The organism is Ascidiaceihabitans donghaensis, from assembly GCF_900302465.1.
GTDB classification, from domain to species: Bacteria; Pseudomonadota; Alphaproteobacteria; order Rhodobacterales; family Rhodobacteraceae; genus Ascidiaceihabitans; species Ascidiaceihabitans donghaensis.
In genome coordinates this window covers 1,939,815-1,961,733 of sequence record NZ_OMOR01000001.1, presented here as the reverse complement: position 1 = coordinate 1,961,733, position 21,919 = coordinate 1,939,815, and the positions used below count along the sequence as shown (strand labels likewise).

The 21,919-nt window shown below is 56.2% G+C and carries 11 protein-coding genes and 1 tRNA gene; 6 read left to right on the top strand and 6 right to left on the bottom strand.

From position 1 onward, the window contains the following. Nucleotides 1-28: 28 nt before the first annotated feature. Nucleotides 29-1,282: a DUF2254 domain-containing protein gene (locus ASD8599_RS09825; protein WP_108828364.1), complete on the bottom strand. Its 1,254-nt coding sequence runs from the start codon at nucleotides 1,280-1,282 to the stop codon at nucleotides 29-31. Nucleotides 1,283-1,405: 123 nt separating this feature from the next. Here ASD8599_RS09825 and ASD8599_RS09820 point away from each other — a divergent pair, with 123 nt between their 5' ends. Together ASD8599_RS09820 and ASD8599_RS09815 are read left to right on the top strand one after the other, a co-directional pair. Next, nucleotides 1,406-3,826, top strand: coding sequence for a GcvT family protein (locus ASD8599_RS09820; protein WP_108828363.1), 2,421 nt, complete (start codon nucleotides 1,406-1,408; stop codon nucleotides 3,824-3,826). A 3-nt stretch (nucleotides 3,827-3,829) separates the two neighbouring features. Beyond that, a complete protein-coding gene (locus ASD8599_RS09815) occupies nucleotides 3,830-4,429 on the top strand; it encodes a nucleotidyltransferase family protein (RefSeq protein WP_108828362.1) in 600 nt (199 codons plus the stop codon). Between the two features lie 14 nt (nucleotides 4,430-4,443). Here the strand turns inward: ASD8599_RS09815 and ASD8599_RS09810 are convergent, their stop codons facing one another. From ASD8599_RS09810 to ASD8599_RS09795, 4 genes are all read right to left on the bottom strand, one after another. Beyond that, the gene (locus ASD8599_RS09810) at nucleotides 4,444-6,300 is read right to left on the bottom strand and encodes a Hint domain-containing protein (RefSeq protein WP_108828361.1); all 1,857 of its coding nucleotides are present in this window, start codon (nucleotides 6,298-6,300) and stop codon (nucleotides 4,444-4,446) included. A 318-nt stretch (nucleotides 6,301-6,618) separates the two neighbouring features. Then, complete coding sequence (locus tag ASD8599_RS09805) at nucleotides 6,619-15,402, bottom strand: cadherin-like domain-containing protein (protein WP_108828360.1); 8,784 nt, start codon at nucleotides 15,400-15,402, stop codon at nucleotides 6,619-6,621. Nucleotides 15,403-16,438: 1,036 nt separating this feature from the next. After that, the gene (locus ASD8599_RS09800) at nucleotides 16,439-17,605 is read right to left on the bottom strand and encodes an OmpA family protein (RefSeq protein ID WP_181364456.1); all 1,167 of its coding nucleotides are present in this window, start codon (nucleotides 17,603-17,605) and stop codon (nucleotides 16,439-16,441) included. 390 nt (nucleotides 17,606-17,995) lie between these two features. Further along, nucleotides 17,996-18,081: transfer RNA gene (locus tag ASD8599_RS09795), tRNA-Leu, on the bottom strand. Between the two features lie 120 nt (nucleotides 18,082-18,201). Here ASD8599_RS09795 and ASD8599_RS09790 point away from each other — a divergent pair. Continuing rightward, nucleotides 18,202-18,780 (top strand): YqaA family protein, encoded by a 579-nt coding sequence (locus tag ASD8599_RS09790; protein WP_108830102.1) that lies wholly within the window; start codon nucleotides 18,202-18,204, stop codon nucleotides 18,778-18,780. Beyond that, nucleotides 18,777-19,238: a disulfide bond formation protein B gene (locus ASD8599_RS09785; RefSeq protein WP_108828358.1), complete on the top strand. Its 462-nt coding sequence runs from the start codon at nucleotides 18,777-18,779 to the stop codon at nucleotides 19,236-19,238. The genes ASD8599_RS09790 and ASD8599_RS09785 overlap by 4 nt, the downstream gene beginning before the upstream one ends. On the opposite strand, the gene ASD8599_RS09780 is transcribed toward ASD8599_RS09785, so the two are convergent. Further along, nucleotides 19,235-19,660, bottom strand: coding sequence for an Lrp/AsnC family transcriptional regulator (locus ASD8599_RS09780; RefSeq protein WP_108828357.1), 426 nt, complete (start codon nucleotides 19,658-19,660; stop codon nucleotides 19,235-19,237). The genes ASD8599_RS09785 and ASD8599_RS09780 overlap by 4 nt on opposite strands. Nucleotides 19,661-19,768: 108 nt before the next feature. Here ASD8599_RS09780 and rocF point away from each other — a divergent pair, with 108 nt between their 5' ends. Both rocF and ASD8599_RS09770 read left to right on the top strand, forming a co-directional pair. After that, on the top strand, nucleotides 19,769-20,695 hold the full coding sequence (gene rocF / locus ASD8599_RS09775; protein WP_108828356.1) for an arginase: 927 nt from the start codon (nucleotides 19,769-19,771) through the stop codon (nucleotides 20,693-20,695). Between the two features lie 19 nt (nucleotides 20,696-20,714). Beyond that, nucleotides 20,715-21,794, top strand: a complete 1,080-nt coding sequence (locus ASD8599_RS09770) for an ornithine cyclodeaminase (RefSeq protein ID WP_108828355.1) — start codon at nucleotides 20,715-20,717, stop codon at nucleotides 21,792-21,794. The last annotated feature ends 125 nt before the right edge of the window (nucleotides 21,795-21,919 follow it).

Here is a 21,919-nt window from a genome sequence, read left to right as displayed (position 1 = left end):
AAAGAGCTTGGCCTACAGCACTCCCCCCCTACAGCACGCCCCTATGCACCGCCCGTTTCAACCTGTCCAAATCAGGGGAATGCGTCATCTGCGTCCCGGCCCGTTCAAACAACTCTTTTGCGACGCGTTTTGCAGCGCGACACAATCCCGCGTCCGGATGATCCATAAGCCCCCCAAGGACCTCTTGCAGCATCTCTTGCACTTCGACGATGTGGGCGCCATCGCGCCCGATCGCAGAGAATGCGTCTTGCAACAACAAATCAGGATCCATCGGAGGCACATAAAGGCGGTCGAACTCCGGCGATTGCCCTGTTTCAGCCTCATCCTTGTAATTCGACAGAACCCGTCCGATGCGCGAAATCACGTCAATTGCGGTTCCCGGATCGTTGATGCCCGGCGACAAGGCTTTGGTGCCTATTTCGCTCATCGCGATCATGCCCAGTCGGGGGTCTTGGTCATAACTGCGCACATCCCCGACATTGATGCAGGCCTGCAAATCCTGTGCCAAATCGTCGTCCATTTCACCGTCGACCCATGCCAGTGGGGCGTTCAAGAACACGAAATCACCCAGACGGGCCGTCACATAGACCTGAACATCGTGATCCTGCGACAGGTTTTGCATGATTTCGGGCACAATGCCGCGCACAAAGCCGCTTTGGGCGGCAGTCAGTGCAACGGCCCCTTGTGGCACGTCCTGCGTCAAAGGATTGGCCCCCAGACAGGGGCGGTCCAGACGTTCGCGAAACCGTGTACGGGTCACGTCTTCGACGTGGCGTGTGGTGTCCAGCAAACTGCCAAACGTCTGCAAATGCAGAACCCAACGCACCAGGGACCAAACGACAAAACACAGGACCAAGGCCGTCATCCAGAACAGCACCATTGCCTTTTCATCGCCAAACACGCCTGTTTCACGCAGAACAATCGCAACAAGCGCATACACATACGTGCCGATAAACGCCGCAAGCGTGTTTTGTGTCACGGAATCTTCCATGATCAGCAAATGCGCACGTGGCGTGAATTGGGACGACGTATTGCGATGCACTGTCACCATAACGGTCAGTGAAAACGTGGTTACAGCAAGCATGGCGTTGGCAATGATCTGCAACAGCCTGTCAACGGCGGCGCCTTGCAAACGGCCATTGACCCCTTCCGGCAAAATGCTTTCAATCAACGTCGCGATGCCCAAGGCGACCAGTGACAAAAGACCAACGATCAAGACCCGGGTCCATAGCTTGCGCAGGTATTCTTTCAGGACGCGTGTGATGGAATTCAGCCGGTTCATATCTTTTAACACCTTTATGTCCTTTTGGTTCCACATAACAAATACGACACTTTTTGTCGCCACTACGCTATGCAGCCGTTGCGCTGTGGCTATTCTGTACCCAGACCACAAAGGAGCCTACCCATGCAAACCACAACCCGTGTTGCCATTATCGGAGGCGGCGTCGTTGGCGCGTCTGTGTTGTATCACCTGACCAAATTGGGATGGTCTGATGTGATGCTTTTGGAACGGTCCGAATTGACATCTGGATCCACATGGCATGCGGCGGGCGGGTTTCACACCTTGAACGGCGACACCAACATGGCGGCCCTTCAAGGGTATACCATCAAACTTTACAAAGAGCTGGAAGAAATAACCGGCATGTCGTGCGGCCTGCACCACGTCGGCGGCGTAACCTTGGCCGACAATCAAGACCGCTTCGACATGCTGTTGGCGGAACGTGCCAAACACCGCTTTATGGGTCTTGAGACGGAAATCGTCACCCCGGAAGAGATCGCCAAGATCGCCCCTGTGACCAATCTGGATGGCATCATCGGCGCGCTTTACGACCCTTTGGATGGCCACCTTGACCCATCCGGCACAACCCACGCCTATGCAAAGGCCGCGCGTATGGGCGGGGCCACGATCCACACGCACACAATGGTGCAAGAAACCAACCAGCGCCCTGATGGCACATGGGATGTGGTCACGGACAAAGGCACAATCCACGCCGAACATGTGGTCAATGCCGGCGGTTTGTGGGCGCGTGAAGTGGGCGCTATGGCAGGTATCTATTTCCCTCTCCACCCAATGGAGCACCAGTATCTTGTGACCGAAGATGTGCCCATGATTGTCGACATGATGAAAGACGGGCATGAGCACCCCCATGTCATGGACCCCGCCGGCGAAAGCTATCTGCGTCAAGAAGGCAAAGGGCTATGCATCGGTTTTTACGAACAAAAATGCCGTCCATGGGCCGTTGACGGCACGTCGTGGTCCTTTGGGCAGGATCTTTTGGACAACGACTTTGACAAGATCGAAGACAGCATTGATTTCGCCTACAAACGCTTTCCCGATCTGGAACGTGCAGGCGTGAAAAACGTGATCCATGGGCCATTCACATTTGCCCCTGACGGTAATCCTTTGGTCGGCCCTGTCCCCGGCGTGCGCAACTATTGGTCCGCGTGTGGCGTTATGGCAGGCTTTTCGCAAGGCGGTGGCGTGGGATTGATGCTGGCGCAATGGATGATCGAAGGCGAACCGGAACGCGATGTCACTGCCATGGATGTGGCACGGTTCGGAGATTGGATTTCGCCGGGCTACACCTTGCCAAAGGTCATCGAAAACTACCAAAAACGCTTCAGTGTATCTTATCCCAATGAAGAACTGCCCGCCGCACGGCCCAATCGCACCACACCCATGTATGATATCTTCACGAAAATGGGCGCGGTTTGGGGACAGCAATACGGGTTGGAAGTTGTCAATTACTTCGCACAAGGTGACGAGCCTGCCTATGAAACCCCGTCCTTTCGCCGCTCGGACGCATTTGATGCAACCGCCCGCGAGGTTCGCGGTGTTCGACAAAGTGTAGGCATCAACGAGGTGCACAATTTTGGCAAATACAGCGTCAAAGGCCCAAATGCGCGGGCATGGTTGGACAAGATTATGGCCGGCCGTATGCCAAAACCCGGACGCCTCAGCCTGACGCCTATGCTGTCTTACAAAGGCAAGCTGATTGGCGATTTTACTGTGTCCTGCCTGTCCGAAGACAGCTTCCAGCTGACGGCATCCTACGGGGCGCAAGCCAACCATTGGCGCTGGTTCAAAAAACATGAGGAAAACGGCGTAAGCATAGAGAATATAAGCGATAAACGAAACGGCTTCCAGATCGCAGGCCCGAAGGCACGTGATGTTTTGCAGGCCTGTACCCGCACAGATGTGTCCACGATGAAATTCATGGATGTGGCGCATATGACTGTCGGAATGACAGACTGCATTGTGCAGCGCGTCAGCTACACCGGTGACTTGGGCTTTGAAATTTATTGCGATCCTATGGGCCAACGCAACCTGTGGAACACCCTGTGGGCCGCAGGACAGGACCACGCCATGGTGCCCTTCGGGATGCGCGCCATGATGTCGTTGAGGCTTGATAAATTCTTTGGGTCTTGGTTGTCTGAATTTTCGCCAGACTATACGGCGTTAGAGACGGGTATGGACCGCTTTATCAGCTATAAAAAGAACACCGACTTCATTGGCCGCGCCGCCTGTGAAGCGGAAAAGGCACAGGGTGCGATGCGCCAGTTGGTGGCCTTTGAAGTCGACGCTTTGGATGCAGATGTTCAAGGCTATGAGCCGGTTTGGTTGAATGGCAAAGTCGTTGGCTTTTGTACGTCTGGCGGCTATTCGCATCATGCGCAGAAATCCATCGCGTTGGGCTTTTTACCCACTGCGGATGTCGCGGACGGGCTTGCTGTTCAGATTGAAATACTTGGCCAGATGCGCGACGCACATGTTGTGACGCAACCGCTGTTTGATGCGGATGGCGTGCGCATGCGCGGATCATAATGGATGCCTGACGCAACCCGCCCCCTTCCGATTTTACTGCTTGCGGCTGGTGCGTCGTCAAGGATGCGGGGCGGCGACAAATTGATGGAAATGGTGATGGGCGCCCCGTGTGTACACACGATGGCTGCGCGGGCCTGTGCAACGGGGCATGCGGTGTATGTGACGCTGCCAAATGCCGATCATCCTCGCAGTCACGCGTTGCAAGGTTTGGATGTGCACAAAGTTTTTGTACCTGATGCCTCTGCCGGCATGTCGCGCAGCTTACAAAAGGGCATCGCCGCCCTGCCCGCGGACCATATGGGGGCTATGATCCTGCCTGTGGATATGCCCGACATCACAACAGAAGATATGGCAGAGATGTTGTCGGCGTTTCAGACACACCCCTGTGATGCCTTCCAAGCATCGACACAGGACGGACAACCGGGGCATCCGACAATACTGGGGCCCGCCCTGACCCGTCAGGTTGGGACATTGGCGGGCGACAAAGGGGCTGCGTCCTTGATCAAAGCCGCGCAAGACGTCAAAATGCACCCCCTTAACGGAAAACGGGCGCGTCTGGATTTAGACACGCCCGAAGACTGGGCCGCTTGGCGCGGCGATTGATCATACAAATCGCTTTATTGCATCGCTTTGGTCAGCAATTGTGCCTCGTGCTTTTTCAAAGACATACGTGCGGACCCGAAGGCGTCCATGCCAGCGATTGTACTTAGATCAGGGAACAACGTCAGAATTTCAACGCGTTGCGCTTCGCCGATGCCACGCATGGAATGGTCGCCCGGTTGGAAGCTTTCTGTCCAACCGCCATCCGCCAGAATGATTTCATGCTGATCAAACATCAGGTGCAAATAGCTGACGGAATGGGTTGTGATCTGATCAACCCCCTCAAGCCCTGTCAGGTACTTGGCCGCGATCAACACTTCGCGTTCCTCGAACATCACCTCGGCCAGATCCGAATTCAGCAACATGCGGTGGTTGGGACTGACCAACATGTCCCGCTCGGGCAGGCCTTTGCCCAAAGCGCCCTGGCGGATGAACACAGGTTGAAATTCGGGGTGAGCGTCCAGATCTTGCGCGGTTAAATCACGACGCCCGACCCAACGCAGCGGCTGGATGCCGTTGTCGCGGGTGAACACCATATCGCCGGCCTTCAGGGCCTCGACTGCGACTTCGCCACGACGTGTGGCAATGCGGGTTCCCGGCGTGAAGCAGATGATGATCTGTTCAATCTCTGTGTAGTCGGTGCGGCCCGTGATGTTGCCGTTTTCGTCCAAAAACTCGATCCGACCGGATTCAGGACCGGTTTGGATGACATTCGTGCGCACACCCGACAAATCAAGGATGTCGATATCCGACCCGTCTGCGTCTTCGCCGCCCACAATAACGTGGTTGCCACCTGCATCGAAGTTGAAGATGTCACTGTTGTTGCCACCCTCCAAACGGTCATTGCCCGGGCCCGCTGTCAGCGTATCGGTGCCGTCGCCGCCAAACAAACGGTCGTCGCCTTCGCCGCCGTTCAGGCTGTCCGCGCCAGCCCCGCCATCCAGCAAGTCCTGTCCCTGGCCGCCCTCCAGCGTGTCATTGCCTTCGCCGCCGTCCAACTGGTCATCACCGTCGCCGCCAATCAGGGAATCGTTGCCGCCCTGCCCAAAGATCGTGTCCTGTCCCGAGCCGCCGTCAATCGTGTCATCGCCCGCTTCGATCGGCGTGACCACCGCATCGTCAATCAGGTCCCCAGAGAAGGTGAAACCGGAATTTGTGTTACGTGCCTCAAGCGAAAATTCGATGAATTCGCGGTTCTCAAATTCGGCCGAAAACCATGCATCTTGATCCGAGGGATTGTTCTGTTCACCCCCAGCCGCCGTGACAGTACCGGGACCGTTTTCAAGGTTCAGCGATGTGTCCGAAGACGTGCCAAAAGCCGAAAAACTGCTGGCCTGCAACGTCACAGCTTCGCGGTCGGTGGGGCTGTTGCGGTCAAGATCGTTGAAGGTCGCAACCGAATTCAGCGCCACAGGTTCACCTGTTGCCGGATCAAAGAATTCGAACCGGAACTCGGCTGTGTCGCCGGTGCCGTTGCCGTTCATCAAGATTTCAAAACCACGGCCACCGGTAAGATCAACCGTCATATTCGGGTCGGACTTAGATACCAGAACCAAACGGCCCCAGACAGGCGTGCCATCTTCAAGCTGGGCGACATTGCTGTAGACCGCTGAATCGCCAGCGCTGGCATTGTTGCCTGTGTAGGTTTGTGACTGCACATTGTTGATGTTCAACGTCAACGGCGAAGCGTCAGCGCCCGGTGCGGTGCCTTCACCCACATCGCCAAACAGCAAGTCGTTTCCGCCGCCGCCATCAATCTGGTCGTCGCCGCCTTCCCCAGACACAACGTCCTGACCGTTCATCGCATTGATGACGTCATCCTCATTTGTGCCTTGCAAAGTGTCGTTGTTGGACGTTCCGTCGATATTGGCCATGGCAGTCGCCTTCCTTGTCGGAATTCAAAAAAACAGATGCAGCCCCCACCGCATGTTGTGTGATTTAGTTCAATTTGACACAGATTCCATGGGAAAGAACCGGACGAAGCATCACAATCCGTCAATCTTGGCGGTTTCCTGCATATATGCTTAACGCAGACGCAGGGCTTGGAAACAATTTGCCTGTTTTTGTGCCATTGTTCACTGAAAAAACGGCGCAGTTGCCTGCGCCGTTTCCCCATCGACACGAATCACTTCGCATCCTGTCGCTGCATATGCGTTGCGTCTCCGCCCCCGGAGACGTTGCCCAAGGCGGGCTTACTTCGTCAGAAGCGCCGCCTCGTGCTTTTTCAATGTCCGGCGTGCGGATGTGTAGCCATCAATCCCTTCGCGTGTTTCCAATTCAGGGAACAGTTCGAAGATTTCGTTGCGCTGCGCATTGCCCACGCCAGCCAGCGTTTGGTCGCCCGGCTGGAAGCTTTCCGTCCAAGCACCATCCGACAGAACCACCTCGTGCTGTTCGAACATGATGTGGATGTATGTGGTCCATGCCACGTCCACCACATCTACGCCGTCCAGACCCGTCAGGAATTTGGCTGCAACAAGAACTTCGCGCTCTTCAAAGTAAAGCGCTGTCTTGTCGTTGGCCACCAGAACCCGGTGGTTCGGAGACACCATCATGTCACGCTCAGGCAGACCGCCACCCAAGGCACCTTGGCTGATCATGATGGGACGCAAGTGCTGTGCTTTCGCAAAGTCTGCGGCCTTCATGTCCTTGGCGCCCATCCAGCGGATCTCTTGGATGCCGTTGTCGCGGGTGATGATCCGGTCGCCGACCGCAAGGTCCTCGACGCGGCGTTCGCCCTTCGGTGTGGCAATCAACGTCCCCGGTGTGAAGCAAGGGATGACATTCTCGATGTTTGTGAATGTCAGCTGGCCCGCATCATTGCCGTCGCTGTCGAAATAGTTGACCACACCGTTTTCAGGGTTGGCGTCTTCAAAGACAACTTGCAAGGAACCGCCACCTGGTGCCGACCCCGACAGATCAAGCGTATCGAAGTCGTCACCGCCTTCGTTGCCGTCGACCACGTCACCAGCATTGACGTTGATGAACGTGTCACGGTCATCGCCACCCGACAGATCGTCGTCGCCGCCGTTGCCCGCATCAATGGTGTCGTTGCCGGTTCCGCCGTCGATGACGTCGTCACCCGTTGCCCCTGTGATGCTGTCGTTGCCAGCGCCACCGTTCAGGGTATCGTCGCCTGTGCCGCCGTCGATCTGATCATCGCCATCGCCGCCGTCGATCACATCCGCGCCGTTGCCGCCGATGATGGTGTCATTGCCAGCACCGCCGTTGATGGTGTCGGCGTTCAGCCCACCGTCGATCAGGTCGTTGCCTTCACCACCGTCAATCACATCCGCGCCTGTGCCACCGTCAATGGTGTCGTCGCCATCGCCACCATCAATAAGGTCCTTACCGGAACCCCCATCGATGCTGTCGTTGCCGATCCCACCGCTGATGTCGTCACGGCCTTGGCCACCCAGCAGTGTATCGTCGCCGATACCGCCGTCGATGGTGTCGTCGTCGATCTCACCGTCGATAAAGTCGTTGCCTTCGTCACCCATAAGGATATCGGCATCGTCTGCACCAAAGATCACATCGTCGCCTTCGCCACCGGACACTGTGTCGATGCCGTTGTCTGGACGCAGGTCCGGACCAAACGGGTTGGACCCATCGTCTTCGATGTTCAGGTTATCAAGGCCCAGCACAGGGTCGTTGCCAGCGTAGATCGTATCGTTGCCGATACCACCTTCGATGCTGTCACTGCCTTCGCCGCCCACGATACGGTCATCGCCTTCGTCGCCAGTGATCACATCGTCGTCGATGCCGCCATCAATGACATCGTCACCTGTGCCACCCACGATCGTATCGCGATCGTCGCCGGTGCTGATGGTGTCGTTGCCGGCACCACCATCCACGAAGTCGCGGTCGTCTTCAGCCTCGGGTGTACCCTCTTCACCGCCAAACAGACCAGGATAGCCTTTGTCGATCTGGAACGTGTTGTCCGGGTCGCCAGCGTCGATGACATCGTCGCCTTCACCACCTTCGATGGTGTCAGAGCCCGCGCCGCCAGTGATTTCATCGTCACCGGTGCCGCCGTCAACACTGTCGTCGCCGTTACCCGCAACAACCGTGTCGTTGCCACCACCTGCTTCGATGATGTCGTCATCTTCGTCTTCTGGATCACCAGAGAAGATGTTGTCCCCGTTGTCGACCATGTCGCCTTCTGGATCACCTTCGTAATCCTCGTCGATCAGCTCACCATCGTCAGTACCGGATACGATACCATCCAAAGGTTGCTCTTCGACTGTGACAACCGCCTCGCCTTCATCCGTGCCACCGTTTCCGTCGGAAATGGTGTAGGTGATGGTGGCCGGACCTTCAAAGTCGTCCGCCGGTGTGAAGGTAACCGTACCGTCACCGTTGTCGACGACCGTGCCCTGCTCTGGTGGAACAGACACATCCGTAATTGTCAGTGGATCACCGTCTGGGTCCGTATCGTTACCAGTCAGGTTCACAATCACAGGCGTTTCAAACGGCGTGGTGTCTTCGTCGTCCACAGCCGTTGGTCCATCATTCACAGGGGTGACTGTGATTGTGTGCTCCGCGGTGTCTGTGCCGCCGTTGCCGTCGGAGATTTCGTAGCTGATCGTCGCTTCGCCGTTGAAGTTCTCTGCAGGTGTGAACGTCACTGTGCCGTCGCCGTTGTCGACCAAAGTGCCTTGATCCGCAGGCACTGTCGCCGTCAGAACCGTCAGCGCGTCGCCGTCGTCGTCGGTGTCGTTGGCGATCAGATTGACCGTGATGGGGGTGTCCTCATCTGTCGTGTCTTCATCGTCATTCGCAACCGGACCGTCGTTGACCGCGCCCACCGACACAATCGCTTCGCCTTCGTCGCTCCCGCCCTGACCGTCGACAACCGTGTAGGTGATCGTGGCCGGACCGTTGAAGTTTGGCGCCGGGGTGAAGGTGACTGTGCCGTCGCCGTTGTCGACCACGGTGCCTTGATCGGCGGGCACAGAGACCTCGCCGATGGTCAGCGGATCGCCGTCCACATCCGTGTCGTTGCCGATCAGATCGATGATGACAGGTGTGTCCTCATCCGTGGTTTCCAGATCGTCAACAGCCACCGGATCATCGTTAACGGGGGTCACGTTGATCGTGTGGATCGCTGAGTCCGTGCCGCCTTCGGTGTCCGTGATCGAGTAGCTGATCGTCGCTTCGCCGTTGAAGTTCGGCGCAGGTGTGAACGTCACCGTGCCGTCGCCATTGTCGACCAACGTGCCTTGCTCCGCAGGAACAGAGGCCCCTGTGACCGTCAGCGCCTGACCTTCCGGATCGGTGTCGTTGGCCAGCAGGTTCACCGTGATGGACGTGTCTTCGTCCGTGGTGTCCTCGTCGTCAACCGCATCAGGTGCGTCAACAACATTGCCAACGTTTACAATGGCTTCACCTTCGTCGCTCCCGCCCTGACCGTCAACAACCGTATAGGTGATTGTCGCAGGACCGGTGAAGTTTTCAGCTGGCGTAAACGTCACTGTGCCGTCGCCGTTGTCCACAACCGTGCCTTGATCGGCAGGGACCGAGACTTCGCCGATGGTCAGCGGATCGCCGTCAACATCCGTGTCATTGCCGATCAGATCGACCACAACAGGCTGCTCTTCCAGCGTGTCCGCCGCATCGTCCACAGCCACCGGATCATCGTTAACAGGGGTCACAGTGATCGTGTGGATCGCCGTGTCCGTGCCACCATTGCCGTCCGTGATCGAATAGCTGATCGTCGCTTCGCCGTTGAAGTTCTCGGCAGGCGTAAACGTCACCGTGCCATCGCCATTGTCGACCAACGTGCCTTGCTCCGCAGGAACAGTCGCGCCCGTCACCGTCAAAGCGTCGTTCTCTGGATCGGTGTCATTGGCCAGCAAATCAACCGTGATGGGCGTGTCCTCATCCGTGGTGTCGCTGTCATTCACCGCGTCAGGACCATCGTTGACCGCACCAACAGTCACAACCGCTTCGCCTTCGTCGCTGCCACCCTGGCCGTCTTCGACCGTGTAGGTGATCGTCGCTTCGCCGTTAAAGTCCGGCGCTGGCGTAAACGTCACTGTGCCGTCGCCATTGTCGACAACCGTGCCTTGATCGGCAGGAACCGACACATCACCCAGCGTCAAAGGATCGCCGTCCACATCCGTGTCATTGCCGATCAGATCCACAACAACAGACACATCTTCGTCCGTGGTTTCAACATCATCCACCGCAACAGGATCATCATTCACAGGGGTCACTGTGATTGTGTGCTCCGCGGTGTCTGTGCCGCCGTTGCCGTCGGAGATTTCGTAGCTGATCGTCGCTTCGCCGTTGAAGTTCTCTGCAGGTGTGAACGTCACTGTGCCGTCGCCGTTGTCGACCAAAGTGCCTTGATCCGCAGGCACTGTCGCCGTCAGAACCGTCAGCGCGTCGCCGTCGTCGTCGGTGTCGTTGGCGATCAGATTGACCGTGATGGGGGTGTCCTCATCTGTCGTGTCTTCATCGTCATTCGCAACCGGACCGTCGTTGACCGCGCCCACCGACACAATCGCTTCGCCTTCGTCGCTCCCGCCCTGACCGTCGACAACCGTGTAGGTGATCGTGGCCGGACCGTTGAAGTTTGGCGCCGGGGTGAAGGTGACTGTGCCGTCGCCGTTGTCGACCACGGTGCCTTGATCGGCGGGCACAGAGACCTCGCCGATGGTCAGCGGATCGCCGTCCACATCCGTGTCGTTGCCGATCAGATCGATGATGACAGGTGTGTCCTCATCCGTGGTTTCCAGATCGTCAACAGCCACCGGATCATCGTTAACGGGGGTCACGTTGATCGTGTGGATCGCTGAGTCCGTGCCGCCTTCGGTGTCCGTGATCGAGTAGCTGATCGTCGCTTCGCCGTTGAAGTTCGGCGCAGGTGTGAACGTCACCGTGCCGTCGCCATTGTCGACCAACGTGCCTTGCTCCGCAGGAACAGAGGCCCCTGTGACCGTCAGCGCCTGACCTTCCGGATCGGTGTCGTTGGCCAGCAGGTTCACCGTGATGGACGTGTCTTCGTCCGTGGTGTCCTCGTCGTCAACCGCATCAGGTGCGTCAACAACATTGCCAACGTTTACAATGGCTTCACCTTCGTCGCTCCCGCCCTGACCGTCAACAACCGTATAGGTGATTGTCGCAGGACCGGTGAAGTTTTCAGCTGGCGTAAACGTCACTGTGCCGTCGCCGTTGTCCACAACCGTGCCTTGATCGGCAGGGACCGAGACTTCGCCGATGGTCAGCGGATCGCCGTCAACATCCGTGTCATTGCCGATCAGATCGACCACAACAGGCTGCTCTTCCAGCGTGTCCGCCGCATCGTCCACAGCCACCGGATCATCGTTAACAGGGGTCACAGTGATCGTGTGGATCGCCGTGTCCGTGCCACCATTGCCGTCCGTGATCGAATAGCTGATCGTCGCTTCGCCGTTGAAGTTCTCGGCAGGCGTAAACGTCACCGTGCCATCGCCATTGTCGACCAACGTGCCTTGCTCCGCAGGAACAGTCGCGCCCGTCACCGTCAAAGCGTCGTTCTCTGGATCGGTGTCATTGGCCAGCAAATCAACCGTGATGGGCGTGTCCTCATCCGTGGTGTCGCTGTCGTTGACCGCGTCTGGTCCGTCATTGATCGGTGTCACATCAACATTCACTGTGGACGTGCTGGTTTCACCGCTTGGGTCCGTCACTGTCACAGTGAAGCTGTCGGGACCGTTGTAGTCCGGATCAGGCGTGTAGGTCAGCGTTCCGTCCGGATTTTGCGTCACTGTACCGTTTTCGGGCTGAGTGAAGCTGTCCACGGTGATCGGGTCGCCGTCTGGATCAGAATCGTTGGCTGTTGGGTCAAATGTGACACTGTCGTCTTCATCGACAGTGATGTCGTCGTCATTTGCCGTAGGCGCGCCGTTTTGTGGGTCTGTCAGGATCGTTTCGATGCCTTCGAACGTTAAAGTGGAGCCATCGGCGAATGTCACTGTGCCGCTTGTCGCGCCATCGTCGTTTGCGTCCGCTTGCTGGTCGATCGTCAGAACGCCGGCGCCGCGCAGATCAAGAACATCGTTGTCCGTTGTTTGATCCGGTCCGTTGCCGCCGTCGATCACATCGCCGTTGCCATCGTCCGAGCTGGAGACGATGAATGTATCGTCGCCGCCTTCGCCGAACATCTGGTCAGCGCCTTCGCCACCGATGATCGTGTCATCGCCACCTTCGCCGTTCGTGTCGGGGGTGCCCGGCACATCAAATGCGATGTCAGTGAAGTTGATGCCTGAATTCAGGTTGCCGTCTTGTTCGTGCAGCACTTCCCAACGGGACACAGGCCCCGGGATTGTGACCAGAACAGAGTGGCCTGGATCGTTGTCGTCTACATAATCGCCATCAATGCTGGAGGCTGTGTCGTTGCCCGGCACACCGTCCGCGTTGGACAAGGCCAGATCAGACCCAGCGTCCGACAGCACAACTTCAATCGCGTTGCCGTCTTCGTCATAGGCCCGAACCACAACGCGGCCATCGCCGTCGATGTCGTTGATCCGGAATTCCACATTTTCAACAGGCGTGTCGGACGTCCAACCGTAAGTGGCAGAGTTCGCATCGCCATTCAGGATCGAATTGAATGACGCGTTGTCATTTACGCCTGCATCAAGGTCCGCGGTGTACTGAGCGTCTGTTTCGTATTCATTTGTAACGCCGCCAGACGCGCTGAGGATGTTGAAAGTGATGTTGGCGTTGCCGGTATCTTGGCTAAAGTCCGACACATTCGCGTTGTTTCCAAAACCGGGGCCTTCGTCCCATTCAAAAATCTCGCGGGTGGGTGCCGTGCCCGAAGTGTCTTCGCCGTTGTCGCCGTAAATGACGTCATCGCCTTCGTTGCCTTCGATGTAGTCGTCGCCGTCACCGCCCGAAATGGTGTCCGCAGCGCCTGCACCGGTGTCGTCTTTGAAGTTTCCGTCCCCAAAAAGGGAATCGTTGCCTGACCCGCCATCAATCGTGTCGCTGTCAGACCCGCCGTAGATGGTGTCGTTGTCTTCTTCGCCATACAGCTCATCGCGGCCATGACCACCATGGATGTTGTCGTTGCCTGTGCCGCCTGTCACCAGATCGTTGTCCGCAGAGGCCCACAGATCATCGTTGCCTGAACCGCCATCAATGGTGTCATCGCCGAAAGAGGCTTCGACCATGTCATCGCCGGCGCCGCCAGAAATCAGGTCGTTGCCGTAATCAGCGCCGCCCAATGTGTCATTGCCATCGCCGCCTTCCAGCGTGTCATTGCCCGCTCCGCCGAAGATGCGGTCGTCGCCATCACCACCGTTCAACAGGTCATTGCCCGCATCGCCGTTCAGCGTGTCGTTGCCGCCTTCGCCAAACACAACATCATCGCCGTCACCCGCATCAATGCTGTCGTCCCCATCGGGGCCAGTGTCTGCGACAGGCGCGTCAAAATAGACGTCTGTGATGTTGATGCCTGAATTGTTGACGCCGTCCTGCGTGTGCTTGATCACAATTTTGGACACGGGGCCCGGGATAGATACTGTTGTCGCGTATTCAGCGGCTGTGTCTTCAAGGTAGCCCCCGTTGCTGTCGATTGTGTCACCCGAAATTGTGACATTGCTGCCGCCCGTCAAGTTCACTTCAATCGCATTGCCCTGCGCGTCAAACGCGAAGACACGTACAACGCCGTCGCCGTCTACATCATTGATGTTAAAGGAAACATCCATAACGCTGTTAGAGAAGGCAAGATGGTAGTCAGCACGGCCATTGTTGCCATTCAGGATCGAATCCAATGAGCTGTTTTCATCAACACCATCGCCGTCATGTTCGATGCCGTCAGAATTCTGGTCGGATGTGGAGAATGCGTTTGTGACAGCGCTTGTTGCGTTTGTAACAAAGTACGTCACATCCACGTTGCCGGTGTTTTGTGTAAACCCGCTGTCCAGTTCATCCCCATTGTCGATGCCTGCGCCACCGCCACCGTTAGTGTCTGGCGCTTTGTCCCATTCGAAGCTTTCGCGCACTTTTGCGTCCGCGCCAACACCGCCATCATCGCCGTAGATCGTGTCGTTGCCTGTGCCGCCTTCGATCTTGTCATCATCCGCGCCGCCAGAAATCTGGTCTGCGCCTGAACCACCTTCGATTGTGTCATCTCCGGATGCACCAACCAGTGTATCTTCGCCGGCATCGCCAAAGATCTGGTCGTTGCCGGTTCCGCCATCAACAACGTCATTGTCGTTCATGCCTTCCAGGAAATCGTTGCCTGCACCGCCGTGCAGCGTGTCGTCACCGTCCTGGCCACACAGCGTATCGTCGCCATCGTTGCCTTGCACTTTGTCGTCGCCGTCGCCAGCCAACACAAAGTCGTTGCCGCCGCCTGCGATGATAATGTCGTCTTGTGCACCTTGGCCCTGCAAGACCGCGTCGCCGTTGTCTGTTTTGTCGCCGTCAGGGTCGCCTTCGTAGTCATTGTTGATAACGTCAGCGGAATCTGTGCCTTCAACAATACCGTCAAGGTTGTCACCGGCTGCGCCTTGATCAAACACAAGATTGTCGATCGCGCCGGACCCATGCAGGCAAACGTCCATCCAATATGCGCCCTCAACGTCAAAGCTGACGACTTGCTGACCGTTGTTCACGCCGCCCGCGATGGTTTGTTGGCCCATGACCTGACCGTGTTCGTCGTAGAAGTAGACTGTTGCGCCTTCTTCATTGTCGAGGAACGTCAGGCTTTCAACGGATGTCGCGTCATGGAACTGGAACCGGAATGTACCGCCACTGGCGTTGTCATCGGGATCATTACCGTCGCCGTCTTCGGAAATGATCAACGCTTTGCCCAAGTTGTTCGTGGCAAGATCGTGGTCGCCACCTGTTGGGTTGGCAGTGTCAAAAACCATTGCTTGCCCGGAGCCGCCGAACGCAGAAACTGTTACGCCCTGGGATTGGAATTCATTGTCTACAACGGTGCCTGTGGCCAGGTTGTTGAAATCAAGTGTCGTTGTCATGGCTAAATACTCCTACGCGTGGTCGCACACGGCGCGCGACGCGGCCGGAAAGATGAAAAGTTGTTGTGATTTGGAAAGAAGAGGCGAAACGCAGTCTCGCACCTTGCCTGCCTTTGCGCGGCGGCGTGCTGTGGTTTCAAATAGAACCAGTGTCATTGTTCGTTCTCTCCTCGTTACGGCTTTCGCCCGCAAAGTCTGTCAAACAGTGACAGACCCCGCATTTTCCCAAACCAAAGCGATGCACACTGGTCATGGCGACCCACACATTGCTCATCAACAGATAGGAGGAATGACCTGCAAACAGGCCATCAGAAGGGCGCAATTGGGGCCATTATCTGACCGATTGCGCCTTCGAACAAACGTCACAAATGTTGCGCATAACAACACTGCGAACGCACGTCCTCCGCATCTGATTTGATGCGTCGTTGTGCGGTCGCCCCCGTGACCTACAGACATCGCCCCCCAGTTGGGCAAGTTCACTCATACCCAAAGCAGGACCTGTAGCAAAAGGGAAAAATACGACTAAAATCCCACATTTGGTGCGTTCCAACCGGAGCGTGTGCAGAGTGATTTTCCACGATTCAACCAGTCATTGAATCCACGTTCTCTGTATGGAAACAAAGGGATTTCCAATAAATCCATTAAAAACCTTGGGTTCAGCGGATTGAGCCGCATAAATTGGACATGTCCTGCAATAGAATTGTTTCCAAAACCACCCACAATGCCAAATACTGTGCCTTGCCAAAGCCCCCACGAACTGTCGCATTTTTCTGTTCACAAGCTGTTCATGAATAAGAACCAATCGTTGAAACTGGCCCAAACTGGTTCGCCATGACCGCCAAGATTGCCACAATCTGAGACGAATCAAATCAATACAGCGCCCCTTCTGTTCCCGCGGGACAATGCTGAGTTTCAGACGATCCGGAACTCGGATCAATGAGGACCCAGATTAGAAAAACAGGGCGGCAAAAAAGAAAAGCACCCGGCGAGGTGCCAGGTGCTTTAACGTGCAAAGTAGATCTAATTTTAAGCGTGTTCAGCCTTCGTCGACAATCACATCAAAGTCGATGCGGCTGCTGCTGAGGCCTGGCTGATCCGGGTCTGTTTGCGACCATGACGGCGCGGCGATGATGACTTGTGTCGACTCGATGCCTTGACCGACCAACGCACTCATCAAAGCGGCTGCACGCAACCGGCCCGTTGCAGGTGTCTCGCCCGCACCTTCCTGGTCTGTGTGCTGACCCACAACACGCAAACGCGCCTGCGGGCACGCCGATGCTTTGATCGCAAGGTTCAAAGCAGCTTGCATGTCGGATGCAGACGACGTGATCGAGCGTGGCGCATAAAACACTTTAACCTGCGACACGGCATCCTTCAGCTGTGCAACACAAGGCGCAAGCGGACGCGGTGCTGCACTGTTCAAAGTCGCAGAGACGCGTGTTTGCACAACGTCAAATTCGACACGGCGGTCATAAAAGCTGGCAGGCTTCGGACCGCGTACCGTCGATGGAACCGATTGCCCCATGCCTTTAACGATAAAATTGGACGTGTTGATGCCAGACGCCGCAACACGCGCCACGATGGCCTCCGCGCGCTGGCGGCTGAGACGCAGGTTCACGTCCGGATCGCCAGACGGGTCGGAATGGCCTTCCACAATGATTTGAACGCCGGGACATTCTTGCGCCACCAAGCCGATCAATCGCGCCTGCCCCATGCCACGTTCACCGCCCGTCAGACCGCCGCTTGGGAAATATACCCGCGCTTGTTCGGTCAGATTGCGCAAATCTTCGTAGCATGATGTCTTGGCCGCCAGCTTTGCCTGTGCAGCGGCAAAGAAACCGGCCGGATCATCGTCAAGCGACGGTTGGCGCGGCGCGGCAGGTGCAGGTTCGACAGCAGCGACTTGTGTAGGTTGCGCAGGTTCGGTCACAACCGATTGATCCAACACACCTGCAGCCGTCAAGCTGTTGAAAGATGTCGCAAGGTTCGACGTCTGGCTGACCTCGTTTTCGTCGGTCACAACTGACGTCGTGGCAGCGACTTGTGCAGGTTGTGGTTGTACGACTGCCGCGGCAGGTGCGGCTACATTTGCAGTTGATTGAACCTGTTGTGGTTCCGCGTTTTCACCGCGATCAAAAACGCCAGATGCAGCAAGCCCGATCGCCACCACTGGCGCGGCCCACGGCAAATTCTTTGTTAACATATCTTTTATCATTGCCCGACTGTCCCCCAAGTCTTGTCTTATAGTGCCGCATCGCTGCGACATCTTCGCCCATATGCGCTCTATAGTGGCATGTGGCCCCCTATCGTCAACATCTATGTGGATAAGTTGACGCCAAGACCCAATTTATCGAGTTAAACCAAAGCAAATCGGAAAAATCGCACGGGTTGCGCCTGCAAACGGTCCACGAATGTCCCAACCGGTGGCGGGTTTCACCGAATCGTAATGCAGCTCAGAAAGCCGCCAACACTCATTTTTGTTCGATATGAAAACTGGCAGAAACCAGCCAGCCCGTTGTGCACCAACACAGTGTCCAGGGTCGCGTCCAGATTTGGTGGATTTAGCGTTTCGAGGTCAGGTGCTAAAACCTGTTGGTACCCAAGGCCGGACTCGAACCGGCACTCCTGTTACAGAAGTGGATTTTGAATCCACCGCGTCTACCATTCCGCCACTTGGGCCTCATGGGACGTCGTTTAACCCGACGCTTCGGGCGCGTCCAGCGCATTTTGCACCCCTGCGCCTTGACTGTGAATAAATTGCGTGGTCTGGCCTATTTTCAACAGAAAACAGGGGTGAAAATGTTCAAAAATTTGAACGCCAAGATGCTGGAATGGGCGCAGCACCCCAAAGCGATGTGGATTTTGGCCATCGTCGCTTTCGCGGAAAGTTCGTTTTTTCCGATTCCTCCGGACCTCTTGATGATTCCCATGATTCTGGCAGCCCCTCATCGCGCTTTCAAAATTGCCGGCGTTGGTCTGGTGGCATCCGTGTTGGGCGGGTTGCTTGGATATGCGATTGGAGCAATGGCCTATGAAACCATCGGCCAACCAATGCTGGCTGCATTGGGCAAAGCCGACGCGATGCAGGAATTCAGCACCAAGTTCAACGATTTCGGGTTTTGGGCCGTGTTGACCGCTGGCATCACGCCTTTCCCTTACAAAGTCATCACTGTCATGTCCGGTTGGACCGGCATGCCACTTATGACCTTTATCGCAACATCAATTCTGGCGCGGGGTTTGCGTTTCTTTCTGGTGGCATGGCTGCTTTATACCTTCGGCCCACGGGTTCGTGATTTCATAGAACGCTATCTTGGCCTTATTCTTATGCTGGCGATCGTCGTGCTGATCGCGACCTTTTATGCATTGGGCAAAATATGACGCGTTCTTATTGGATTATAATTGCCGCAGGCGGATCACTTGCGCTTTTGTTGGCGGCCTTTGCCTTTCAGCACTTGGGTGGTTTGGCCCCGTGCAAGCTGTGCATAACGCAACGCTATCCCCATGTTGCTGCCATCGCCATTGGGGTGCTGGCACTGGCCCTGCCCCACATTCTTTGGATCATTTGCGGCGCAATTGCAGCAGCCATCACGGCAGGATACGGGTTTTACCACGCAGGTGTGGAACAAGGCTGGTTTGAAGGCCCAACGTCCTGCACATCCGGCGACATCGGCACGCTGAGCGCCGATCAATTGCTTGAACAGATTTTGACAGCCCCTTTGGTGCGCTGCGATGACATTCCATGGGATTTGTTCGGGATCAGCATGGCAGGTTGGAACGGGTTGATTTCATCCGGTTTGTGTCTGGCATGGTTGATGGCCTTAAAAGCCCGCGCCTAAGTCACTTTTTTCGCCGATAGCAGTAAATTCGTTTCGCTGGCGACAATACCATCCAGGCGTCTGATCTGGTTTAAACATTGGTCAAAACTCTCCAATGTGTCGGTTCCAACTTCAGCCACGATGTCCCAACGGCCATTTGTGCTGTAAATCTCGCGCACTGCACTTAATCCGTTCAAATGCCGGATGATACGGTCGGTGCCGCGGCCTTCGATACCGATCATCATCAAACCGCGCACAGGATCTTTTAGGCTGTCTTCACGCAAAACGACCGAAAAGCCCAAAATGTCACCCCGTGCCTTCAGACGTTCCATGCGGCTGCGTACTGTGGTGCGTGACATTCCAAGAGCGACCGACAAGTCCGACAACGATGCCCGCGCGTCCTGACGCAACGCCGCAATCAGCTTTAAGTCCGTATCGTCCATATGCACCTCCATTTTGGCACATATACATCCAATTTGATCAATTTGGATAGTTATTTCTGAACATTTTCGCGGATATCTCCTGCTTAAACAGTAAAATGAGACATCCCAATGACAGCAACACACGCAATCAAACTGATCGGCGCCCCTATGGATTGTGGCAAAACGAGACAGGGGTGCTTGATGGGCCCAGATGCGTTTCGCACTGCTGGCCTCGCATCCGCCCTTCAATCGTTGGGTCACACAGTCGATGATCTGGGCAATGTCGCCCCAGATGCAAACGCAATCGCAGAACAAAGTGGTCTGGTTGCATTGCCCGAAACCGTCGGGTGGACAACTGCACTGGCGCGGGTGGCCGAAACAGCAATGCAAGACAGCCTACCCGTCTTTATGGGAGGCGATCACGCTTTGTCGCTGGGCACTGTTCTGGGTGTGGCACGCCACGCCGCGGCCCAAGATCGCCCTTTGTTTGTGTTGTGGCTGGACGCCCACACCGACTTCCACACACCGCAAAGCACCAGTTCGGGCAACCTGCACGGCACGCCGGTCGGCTATCTGACTGGGCGCACAGGATTTCACGATTTCCCGATGTTTGAACATCCAGTGCCTTGTGAAAATGTCACAATGCTGGGTTTGCGGTCGGTCGACGCACCAGAGCGGGCGGCCCTTCAGGATACTCAGATCACCGGCATCGATATGCGTGCCATTGACGAACACGGGATCGCGGCACCATTGGCCCAGTTTTTGAACAAGGTCCGCCGCGCAAACGGCTTGCTGCATGTGTCATTGGATGTCGATTTCCTTGACCCCTCAGTGGCCCCCGCCGTTGGCACCACTGTACCCGGAGGTGCGACAGTGCGCGAAGCCCATCTTGTGATGGAAATGCTGCACGACAGCGCCTTGATGACCTCGCTTGATCTTGTTGAATTGAACCCGTTTCTCGATGAGCGCGGCCGGACTGCACAATTGATGGTCGACCTGACGGCTTCCGCTTTTGGCCGCACCGTCTTTGACCGCCCGACACGCGCATTTGCCTAAACCCCACAGGAGACTTCCCATGAACGCTTTCCCGGAACACAAAACATCTGCGCATTTGACCCCCTCGAAGGCCGCTATGGTCCCGTTTGTCTCTGTCGAAAACATGATGCGTTTGGTGCACCACATTGGCATGCAAGACACGCTGAAAGGCATCGCAGCCTACATCGAGGATGATTTTAAACGCTGGGAAAGCTTTGATAAAACGCCCCGCTTGGGTAGCCACACCGAAGACGGGGTGATGGAATTGATGCCGACCTCTGATGGTCTGGACTACGGGTTTAAATATGTAAACTGCCACCCAAAGAACATCAAAAGCGGGCTGCAAACCGTTGTGGGGTTTGGACTTTTGGCAAATGTAGACACAGGGTATCCTGTCCTTTTGACTGAAATGACCCTTTTGACAGCGCTGCGCACAGCGGCCACATCAGCCGTGATGGCCAAGATGCTGGCCCCCAAAGGCGCCCGTGTGATGGCCATGATCGGAAATGGGGCCCAATCTGAATTTCAGGCCGTCGCTTTGCAAGCTATCGTGGGCATCGAAGAAGTGCGATTGTTCGACATTGATCCCACCGCTACGGAAAAAGCGGCGCGCAATCTGGCCGGAACCGGTTTGAAAGTCACCTGCTGCACATCGGCACAGGACGCCATTCAGGGCGCACACATCATCACCACATGCACAGCAGACAAGCAGAACGCGACCGTATTGTCCGACAACATGGTCGGCGCAGGTGTCCACATCAACGCCATCGGGGGGGACTGTCCGGGCAAAACGGAACTGGCGGAAGCCATCCTGCACCGCGCAAACATCTTTGTAGAGTACCCGCCCCAAACACGCATCGAAGGCGAAATCCAGCAACTGGCAGAAGACCACCCCGTGACAGAGCTTTGGCAGGTTATGACCGGACAAGCCGAAGGACGCACGTCGCAAGACCAGATCACATTGTTTGACAGCGTCGGGTTTGCCATCGAAGATTTCAGTGCCTTGCGTTTCATTCGCGACCGGATTGTAGGCAGCGATTTTTTTGAGGCATTGGATTTGCTGGCCGATCCCGATGATCCACGGGATTTGTTTGGCATGGTGCAGCGCAGTCATCCCTAGGGTCACGGTTGCGGTGCGTCGCTGTCGTTGCAACCAAACACGCCCCAAGCGATACACCAAAAACCTGTCGCTCTTGACTTTGCATAGCCAGCCATTGTTTGTGTTGTGGGGTAACGGGTGGGGTG

Coding starts and splice junctions, on each gene's coding strand:
- ASD8599_RS09825 (WP_108828364.1), bottom strand. CDS start 1,282: ATGAACCGGCTGAATTCCATCACACGCGTCCTGAAAGAATACCTGCGC.
- ASD8599_RS09820 (WP_108828363.1), top strand. CDS start 1,406: ATGCAAACCACAACCCGTGTTGCCATTATCGGAGGCGGCGTCGTTGGC.
- ASD8599_RS09815 (WP_108828362.1), top strand. CDS start 3,830: ATGCCTGACGCAACCCGCCCCCTTCCGATTTTACTGCTTGCGGCTGGT.
- ASD8599_RS09810 (WP_108828361.1), bottom strand. CDS start 6,300: ATGGCCAATATCGACGGAACGTCCAACAACGACACTTTGCAAGGCACA.
- ASD8599_RS09805 (WP_108828360.1), bottom strand. CDS start 15,402: ATGACAACGACACTTGATTTCAACAACCTGGCCACAGGCACCGTTGTA.
- ASD8599_RS09800 (WP_181364456.1), bottom strand. CDS start 17,605: ATGTTAACAAAGAATTTGCCGTGGGCCGCGCCAGTGGTGGCGATCGGG.
- ASD8599_RS09790 (WP_108830102.1), top strand. CDS start 18,202: ATGTTCAAAAATTTGAACGCCAAGATGCTGGAATGGGCGCAGCACCCC.
- ASD8599_RS09785 (WP_108828358.1), top strand. CDS start 18,777: ATGACGCGTTCTTATTGGATTATAATTGCCGCAGGCGGATCACTTGCG.
- ASD8599_RS09780 (WP_108828357.1), bottom strand. CDS start 19,660: ATGGACGATACGGACTTAAAGCTGATTGCGGCGTTGCGTCAGGACGCG.
- rocF (WP_108828356.1), top strand. CDS start 19,769: ATGACAGCAACACACGCAATCAAACTGATCGGCGCCCCTATGGATTGT.
- ASD8599_RS09770 (WP_108828355.1), top strand. CDS start 20,715: ATGAACGCTTTCCCGGAACACAAAACATCTGCGCATTTGACCCCCTCG.